The following is a 9,573-nucleotide window of genomic DNA, read 5'->3' as shown; positions in this document are numbered from 1 at the left end:
GTGCTGACGACGTTCGCGAAGGTGTAGCTATTATGTGGAAAGAAGGTGTAGACGTATCTATCACAGGTAACTCTACTAACCCTACTCGTTTCCAACATCCAGTTGCAGGTACATACAAAAAAGAACGCACACTGGCAGGTAAGCCTTACTTCTCAGTAGCTTCAGGTGGTGGTACAGGTCGTACTCTTCACCCGGATAATATGGCTGCCGGTCCTGCTTCTTATGGTATGACAGACACTATGGGTCGTATGCACTCAGATGCTCAGTTCGCTGGTTCATCCTCAGTTCCTGCTCACGTAGAAATGATGGGATTCTTAGGAATTGGTAACAACCCGATGGTAGGTTGTACTGTGGCTTGTGCTGTTGACGTAGCTCAGGCTTTGAGCAAGTAATTATAACGATTACGACATATTAAATCCCTGTAACTGATAAGGTTATGGGGGTTTTCATTTTAAGTTATCTACAATATTCATCCCCTATTCCGATACTCATTTCCTCTTGCTATTCTTCTTATAATTAGCTGTGATCGGATGCTGGAGTTCTATATGCGTGGAGTCTTTTGCATTCAGTGTAAAACAATTTTTCTTTACAACCTTTTGCTAGTACATCAAAGGCAGTCGCCTTGCAACTTCTTACCTTTCAATTTGATTTCTACAATACGTCCAGGCGTTCCATCCAGCCTGTATCCGTAAACAGGCTGGATGTTATAATTAATAGTAATCAGGTCATCTGCCCGGGTATAAGATGCCCCCCCAAAAAAAATATAATATTACTTTTTTCCACATATAATGTAATAGATTAAACTTATCCCACTAACAAATAAAGAACTGCAGGATATAAATCATAAGTATACAACTATTCTATTATTCATTGGGATTATAACAAAATTAATGATCAATAAAATCCACACAATCAATCCATTTCACCGATTTAATACCAAATGTCATTTTATCAAAAAGTATCCGTCATGAAACGCCATGTAATCTTCCCGATAGAATTCGGTTTCCCTTTCTCGGCTTTTGAAATATACCCCTTAGGTTTTCCGTTTCTATCATGTGACACGCTGATTTCTCTCCACGAATACATTCCTTTCTCATAATCAAATGTCTCTCCATCATCGTCATACAAATGATAAGTACCATCCACTTTACCGTAATGACGGATTTCCAAACTTATCTTTTCGCCTGGTTTCGGCGCATGAAGCCTTGGTTCCATCATCGGAATAATTGCACCGTCTTTTACATACACAGGGATACGGTCCAATCCTGGTGCAACAGTAATCGTCTCTCCGTTACCCACGTATGCACCGGTATAAAAATCATACCAATTCCCTGTCGGAAGAACAACTTTACGTTCTGTCTGTCCGGTAAATAACGGAGCAACCAACAAATATTCACCTGCCATATACTGGTCTTTTATCTCTTTGGTCACCGCCTCAAGATACGGATTATTTTCCAAACTTTTCTCTTTCAGTTCAGAGGTTATCATCCCATCCAAAGTAAACCCCGGTTCTAAACTCATCCCCCGAAAAGGAGGTATACCATCAAAATGATACCGGGCAAATTCTGTATACCAATAAGGCATCATCTGCATACGAAGCAGTGCATACTCTTTCACTTGTTCGGCCACTTCCGGAAATGTCCAAGGCTTCGTATCACTATTCCATGCATCGATCATTGCCATCGGTGAAAATACAACTGTTTGAAAACGGCGCAACCATTCTTCCGCAGAATGAGAACTACGTACTTCCGGAGTCCACAACACACCGCAATAACCAGAGTTAATCAATGCTGTTATAAAATCAGAATGGTTATAATAATCATTATACAACACATAAGGGAAAGAATTTGCTCCGGCATTGGATGCACGTACCAATCCATAAGTACGTTTATTATACTTTCTAAAAAGTTCGTTTGTTGTACGTTGTGCCAACACTCCATACGTTTGTCTCATTTGTTCAGCCGAAATTCCCGAAGGAAAGGTTGCTACATCCGGCCAAATCCAACGGTCAAATCCATCCACTTCATCTATTTTATACCCGCTGACTCCTATACCGATATGTTCTTGTATCAGTTTGTCCTGAAACAACCGTTTTGCCTTGTCATTTGCCAAATCCGGCACAATGCCGTTCCATACCGTATGAGAACCGCTAACCGGATACATATCTTTGTATAATTTTGAATCAGGTGAAATATAAGGATTGGTCCATAAATTAACACGGATACCCTTATCCATAAGCCTTTTTACAAAACCAACCGGATCGGGATAACGTACAGAATCCCACTCCAAAGTACACGGATAAGCTTTACTTTGCCAACCAGGTTCCAAACCGATAAAATCAAGCGGATAACCATGACGCTCGAACTCTTCCACTTCATTTTCCACTTGTCTCGATGTATAAAGTGTCGGTGTACGTTGTGTAAATCCCAATCCCCAACGAGGAGGCAAAGTACCGCCACCACATAAAAGGTTATAACGTCTGACCACATCCATGGGGGTAGGACCTGCAAACAAATAAATTTCGGCACCGGGAGCAGGCACCAAAATGGAAACTGCATCCGAATAAGGTTGTGCAGTCCAAGTTTTATCCGTATTACGATCTTTTGCTTTCTCTGCATTGGGGCTGTCTTTTTTAATACCATTCCCTGCATAAACGGTTAAATAACGGGCCGAATTCACCAGAATACCGTATCCTTGACTGGATATGTAAAACGGAACCGGAGCATGTGTTCGACCATTATCTCTGCCACCATAATGATCCACATGTAAATTCAAAATCTTACCCCGTTGATGTATTGTTTGAAAATTAAGTCCGAACCCATATAATTGTTCCTTTGGCTGCAAAGGAATATACAAAGCAGTTTTTCCATCTTGTACGTTCCCTCCTATTTCAAAAGCCAATGCAGGCAGTGTCATTTCCGGTAACCGATTAAAGCCATCCAATTTCGGAGCAACACCTGCCGCTTTCAATAAAGAATAATTTTCAGGAGTTCCCACCACTCCTTTCCATACACCGGGAACCACCTGCTCCCAACTGATTTGTGCAATAAGTTGTATCTCTGTCCCCAAAAGCAGCATAACAACCATCATACACTTCTTCATGATCATACATTTCTTCATGATAACACAAACTTTATTTTTTATTCAACTCAATTAAATAAGACTCATCTTTACGGGTTTTAAAACAAATCTTATCTACTCCTTCAATTCGATATTTTATAATATTTCCTTTAGTATCAGTCACAGTCACTTTCTCAAATCCCGGATAACTTATAACACAAGGATTTCCTTTCCGAGAATTAATACTTATTCTTTTCAATTGTTCTTCTTCCCAAGAGACGGATACCTCAAAATTCCCCCGGGCTACCAAACCGCTATATTTTCCTGATTTCCAAGCTTTCGGTAACGCCGGCAATGGGAAAATAGTTCCATCATGGCTTTGTAACAACATCTCCGCTATACCAGCCGTACTACCCAAATTCGCCTCAATTTGATAAGGAGAGCGCAAAACTGCAATACAGTTGGTCCACAAATTATCCAATACAGACGTTTTCAACAAATCCTGCAATATTTGATGGGCATGATTCCCGTCTTTGAGACGCGCCCATAAATTCAACTTATGGGCCAGTGACCAGCCCGTAAAATTATCACCCCGCAAATCCAATGTTGTCTTAGCAGCTTTCAACCACTCAGGAGTATTACTGTTAATTATCGTACCAGGATATAACCCGATTAGATTAGATATATGACGATGATTCTTTTCCAAGACAATATCATCATAATATTCCTCCTCACGATATTCCTTTATCTGACCGGACTTGCCTACAAGTACCGGATCCAAATACTTAATTTGCTTTTTAAGTTTACTCAAAAGCGGATCTTTATCCTTCAATATTTTGGCTGAAGCCAAAACATCTGCATAGTTTTCATAAATCATCTGCTGATCAAATGCACAACCTAATGAAGGATAAGGCTTTCCGGTAATTTTACTAAACTGTTCGGGAGAAGAAGAAGGATAAGCCAAAACATACCCCAATGTATCACAGACAGTTTTACTAAGAAAACGTGCCATACCCGATAAGGCCGGATATGAAACTTCTTTCAGAATATCGATATCGGAAGTAAATGCATAATAATCCCAAAACAACTTGGAAGTAAGACCACCAGTTCCCGGTCCTGAATGTCCACCCGGTGCTCCGATAAAAAAAGCACCTGCCCCGGCTCCGACAATCCAACCATTCCCTCCTTTTTCCGGCGAATAAGCTTCGGGATGATATTTTTTAATATAAGTTGATGCCACCTGTTCAGCCGTTTCCCGATAAGCCTTATAATAATCAACATAGCTTTCAAACAATTCGGCCAAATTGGTATTAAAGACAGGCCAGTAATTCATCTGTATATTGATATTATGAGTATAATTACCGTTCCAGGGAGCCAGCTCATACTGATTCCATACCCCTTGCAAAGTAGGTGGAAGGGTACCTTTCCGAGAAGTACTGATTAATAAATAACGCCCATACTGAAACAATAACTCTTCCAGATAATTGCTCTGTTTCCCCTTTTTGTAATCAGCCAATAACCGGTCAGTCGTTATCTGCGGCAACTCTTCACCCAAATCAAGGTAAACCCGGTCGAAAAAGGATTTATAATCTGAAAGATGATTTTCTAACAATTCCTTATATCCTTTTTCCTCTGCTTTCCTTAATGTTTTCACAATCTGTTCATGCGGATCTATACCATTAACCAGTTTCTTCGCAGGAGGATTAGAAAAAACAGCATGGTCCAATTGGTAATTCGTTCCTAACGTAAACAAAACAAGTGCCGAATCTGCACGTTCAATACGAATCATTCCATTACCACCATCAGAATCACTGTATGAACTCAGCTTTCCTCCATAGGGAATCACCTTTATGCCTCCTTCATAAATCATACGTAAATACTCTGTTTCCCCACGCAAAGTTATTCCGTTTCCTTCCGCACAAACCTTCCCACTACGCCCGTTATTACTAAAACGGGTTTGTGTCGGCCCGCTCAAATAACCTATAGTTACAGAATCGGTACGCTGAAGCGCTCCAAAAGGTACCAAATAAGGTATCTGGGCACGGACATTAAAAGTCAGTTTTCCCGGTTGATCCGCAGTCAACCTAATAGCCAACACATTATCCGGATAGCTCGCAAAATATTCACGCTCATAAGTAACTCCATCATGTTCATAACTTACCCTGCAAATTCCGTCATTGAGTGTCAAACTCCGTTCGTACCGGGAATATGTGGTATGAAAAAAGTCCAGATACAAATCAGCAAAAGCCGTCTGTGTCTCTACTCCCCACAACCCCTTTATATGCAAGGTCTTATCAGTTATCTGTATTCTTTCAGTATCCATACGCCCAAAGATGGATGCTCCCATATACCCATTTCCGATAGGTAAAGAGGAGTTCTCCCAATCAAGGTCAATAGGACGGTCACTTTCATTCGGACGAAAAACCGCCCCATTGTTCGGGGCCGGTGAATCATACCATAGTTTATAAATCTTTCGATGAAAATCAACCGACCGGTCTCCAGCCATTGCCAAAACCGGCAGTAAACAAAATAAAACGACTATTAAAATTCTTACTTTCATACTTTACTTGAAACTAATTTCTAATTCTATTTTCGCAATACCACATCAAAACCGGCTGCATTCCGACAACTAAAACGTAATACAGTCTGTTTCTTATCAGCAGAAACAAGCTTGCAATAAGGTGTTTCAGTTACTTTCCACTGCCCTTTCAACGTAATGGTAACAGAAATTTCAGCACTTTCATTATTAATCCAAGGACGGGAGTAAATACTGCGTTCGATACGTTTTCCCTGTTCGTCGTATATATCGTCTGAAGGACCGCGATATAGTGCCAAGTCCGGTTGGCATACGGTAAGTATTGCTTCTTTTTTATTTTCACGCAACATAACGAGACAGGAAGTATCGACCTTTTGTACAAGGCCTTTCGGAAGTACATCCGGAGCTTCAAACAAGATATAAGAAGTAGTATTACTCTTCAGATCACGTACGATATGGGCATTACGGTCTTTCTGCAATACCTTATAAGATGGTTTTTTAATAAATGCTTCCATTACCGCCTGGTCGGTTTGAGGAAGAACGGTATATTCATAGGATGCTCCCTTAGGGGCTTTACCATGGTCTACTGTCAATGTAACCCAGTCACCGGAGTTTTCTTTACCAGTATTCTGCATACGGGAATATTGTGGGAAATTTTTCTCGAATTTGGTGGCTACGGGCGTATAATAACCTGTTCCGACAGGGTCTATCCAATACTTTTCATTTCCTTCATAGGCTTTCCAGAAATTACGGTCGGTATCATTCTTTACGGCAAGCTGGAAGATGGTGGTTTCCGTCGGATAATCATTGTTGGTATTTTCGATATCCGAACCGAGACACACGATTATGCCGTCGAAAAAATGGTAAGATTTACGGGCACGATGGGAACCGTTGTACTTGTCATGTTCGTGAAGTTTCATGCCGAAATTCCCGTTCATCCCTTCCTGTGACAGACCACCGGCAAAAGCCTCGTCCGAGTACAGCATTTCTTCATATCCTGAGAATACGTCTACGTTGAGAACATTGGCTTCCAATTGGTCTACAGGAAGATGAATCGCTGTAGTTCCGGGAATACGTCCCCAATCAAAGCCCTCTTCCTGCCAATCGCCACTGGTAGAGGATACTTCTTCTCCTTGGGGAGCTGTCATGATTTGCAGGCTACCATGCCCTAAGTAACGTCCGAAAAGATTTGCTCCCAGATATTGTTCGGCTGCCCATAAATAACGGGAGTGCCCACGGGCTACAGCCGACCAATTGTTCCGACGTTGCACTGATACACATGCATACCCCATTGCTTTGTTACCTTCGGGATCTTGCTCCGGGGTAAATCCTTTAGCAGACAATAAGTTTGTGAACTGCTTTTCTTGTTTACTACATTCGTAGGGCTTTTCTATCAGACGTAAATAAGCTCCGGCCATATCGGCATCTATTTCCTGTTTACGGTCGGGAGAACCCGCAAGCGCCATAATAGCATAATGTTCAGGAATCAATTCCCCTTTCCCGTTCGGATGGCGTCCGGACATGGAAAGAGGGAAGCTACGTTTGTTACAGTAGAAACGCATGGTAAGAAGTACTTCTTTAACAGTCTGATGGGCCAGTTCGGAAATGGCGAATCCAGTACGACTTAACAGATAAATCATATCGATAGCTCCGGTTAATCCGCCTGTGGCATAAGCCGGATAATTATTGCAGTGATGGAAAGCGCTCCCATCCACCTTAAAACCACCGGATAATCCATTTGATGGCCGACAAGCATAATCCATCCAACGTGAAAATGACTTCAGATATTGAACCTTTTCGGGAGTATCATTCATAATCAATATACTTGCCAAACGACCGGTAATCTGTGTATTGAGCACGTCAATATTGATACCATTGCCAACCGGTTTAGGAAATACATCATTCGTAATGGCATACCATTGAAGCATTTTCATAGCCTCGTCCAGACGTTGGTTCTCATGCAGCACCTCCTTCATCAGGAAACATGCAGTATATAAATTCCGCATCGAATACCCGTAATGATGAATATTCCCCCAACAACTGCCATAGTTTATCCCTTGATCTATAGCATGATCATACATTGCCAGAAATTTATCTTTCATCTCTGTTTTAATCAAACTGTCAGGAGCATTATTATAAGCAACCGCAACCCGTTTCATCCAATTAAAATAATCTTTTATCGCAACACCCAATTCACTTGCTTTTTGAGAAGCATCTTTTCCTGTTAAATTAAACAATCTCTCGAAAGCCTGAATAGCATTAAAAAACAAAGGTACTCCATGAATACATCCGTCCACATATTCAATTCCATATTCCTGATATTTTTTTCGGATAGCCGTTATCTCTTGTTCCGATAAATCCTGAGGTTCATATATCTTCTTTCGAAAACGGCTTTCAATCTCTTTAAAATCTTGTTTATCCGTTGCCGTAACGGGACGGAGTACAATATCCGGCCGTAATTTTGATTTATTATACAGAACCATCCAATGATTCATGGTTTTCTTGTTGACAAAAGGAACCTGTACATCCGGTGTCTGATGGCGAGGATCGACTTTTGCTGCAGTAATCAAATGGTCGATATATAGTTCACCCTTCATATCAGGGGCCGTTATACGGATTTCATTCATACCTTCTTCCGGTGTACCTTGCATATCGCGCTCATAAGCTACCCACGCAGCTCTCCATCCGGTGAAATTAATATAAAAAGGGAAAGAAGTGCAGACCTTCCCATCTTTCAAAAACTCAAACCGGACAGTCTTATCTACCGCATGTTCATTATACACCCATACAATAAAAGTAGATAAATATAAATCCTCTCCCTTGGGATCTTTTTTCTCAAAACAGAGATTTTTTTTGAAAGATAAACTTCCATTGGGTTTAAACTCCCAACGTAATGATTGCTTTCCGTCTTTATTGTGCTTAGTAGAAATAGAGAAAGTGGATTGTCGGCTTTCAATACAATCAGACACAGTATGTTCTTCAAAAGAAAACAGTCTCTCATGTTTGAGAATCTGTGCCGAAGCCATAAATGACATCCCCCACAAGAAAAAGATAAGCACTTGAATATATTTATTGATTATTTTCATAATCTGCTACATATTAATTTTATTCGTTTTATACAATAAGTTCACTGCCGAACATTTAATCCTGACAACAATATTTCTACTCTATTTACTACATATTACCGTTGAAGGTTTCCCTCCGAGTTCACCCTGAGGAACAGAAATATTAATAATGCGCCCATTAAAATACAGCGTAATTTCATTCAAGTCAGTATTCATACAAGCATCGGTCACTGTTATAATAAAGTTATCCGATTCTTCCTTTATCAATACCGCACAAGGCGCAGAAACGGTCAAAGACACATTATCAGCTTCCAGTCCCCGGTGTCCCGGATAAAATATACTTTCAATAATCTTCCCATCAACAGAACATGCCGCTTGTACCAATGTATCGTTCCGTAATACACGGAAAGGGAGTTTGTCTTCCGGCTGTCCTTTACCGGCATAAACAACATATCCATAAGTATCATTCACCGGAGTCTGTCCGTGATCTACCCACGCATGCAATATATCTATCCGCTTCGGAAGCCCTTTCTTTTTCTCATTATTATTATTCATCTGTTCCCATCTGGCTTTTATACTTTCACAAGTGACAAACGCTTTCTGCGTAAACTCCGGTAAAATACGGTAAGCAAACTGCCCTTCCTGTATTATCCACGTATTTCCATTCAGAGAGTTACTCCCCTTACCAAGCTTCTTCTTTATTCCATTCTCAAGAAGATAAACTGCCGACAGATGACTGGTCTGATCAATGGTAGTCCGTATATTCCCCTCCAGTTCCGGTTTATCATTGGTCACTCCCGCTCCAAGGGCCAAAAAATAGTCTCCAAACATAAAATATCCTTTATAAGCTTTGAAGTCGTACAATATAGCATTTTGGATTTCCCTGTTTCCCCGATCATTCACCCCATCTTT

General features: G+C 40.8%; 5 protein-coding genes. 1 reads left to right on the top strand and 4 read right to left on the bottom strand.

Going from position 1 to position 9,573, the window contains the following annotated elements:
• Nucleotides 1–392: GGGtGRT protein (locus tag QX565_RS15600; RefSeq protein WP_289293417.1), on the top strand; the 392-nt coding region annotated here is incomplete at its 5' end.
• 559 nt (nucleotides 393–951) lie between these two features.
• On the opposite strand, the gene QX565_RS15595 is transcribed toward QX565_RS15600, so the two are convergent.
• The 4 genes from QX565_RS15595 to QX565_RS15580 form a co-directional block, all read right to left on the bottom strand.
• The gene (locus QX565_RS15595; protein WP_414429693.1) at nucleotides 952–3,108 is read right to left on the bottom strand and encodes a glycoside hydrolase family 31 protein; all 2,157 of its coding nucleotides are present in this window, start codon (nucleotides 3,106–3,108) and stop codon (nucleotides 952–954) included.
• A 25-nt stretch (nucleotides 3,109–3,133) separates the two neighbouring features.
• Entirely contained in the window at nucleotides 3,134–5,620 is a 2,487-nt protein-coding gene (locus tag QX565_RS15590; RefSeq protein ID WP_289293415.1) for a glycoside hydrolase family 95 protein, read from the bottom strand.
• Between the two features lie 26 nt (nucleotides 5,621–5,646).
• Nucleotides 5,647–8,631, bottom strand: coding sequence for a chondroitinase family polysaccharide lyase (locus tag QX565_RS15585; protein WP_289293419.1), 2,985 nt, complete (start codon nucleotides 8,629–8,631; stop codon nucleotides 5,647–5,649).
• Nucleotides 8,632–8,763: 132 nt separating this feature from the next.
• Nucleotides 8,764–9,573, bottom strand: an 810-nt coding sequence (locus QX565_RS15580) for a polysaccharide lyase family 8 super-sandwich domain-containing protein (protein ID WP_289293414.1), incomplete at its 5' end; no start/stop codon positions are given.

It is taken from the genome of Bacteroides sp. 41_26 (assembly GCF_949740115.1).
GTDB classification, from domain to species: domain Bacteria; phylum Bacteroidota; class Bacteroidia; order Bacteroidales; family Bacteroidaceae; genus Bacteroides; species Bacteroides nordii.
This window is presented reverse-complemented; position numbering and strand designations above follow the sequence as displayed.

Excerpts from the sequence above, each read along its gene's own strand:
- QX565_RS15595 (WP_414429693.1), bottom strand. The coding sequence starts at position 3,108 with ATGATCATGAAGAAGTGTATGATGGTTGTTATGCTGCTTTTGGGGACA.
- QX565_RS15590 (WP_289293415.1), bottom strand. The coding sequence starts at position 5,620 with ATGAAAGTAAGAATTTTAATAGTCGTTTTATTTTGTTTACTGCCGGTT.
- QX565_RS15585 (WP_289293419.1), bottom strand. The coding sequence starts at position 8,631 with ATGTCATTTATGGCTTCGGCACAGATTCTCAAACATGAGAGACTGTTT.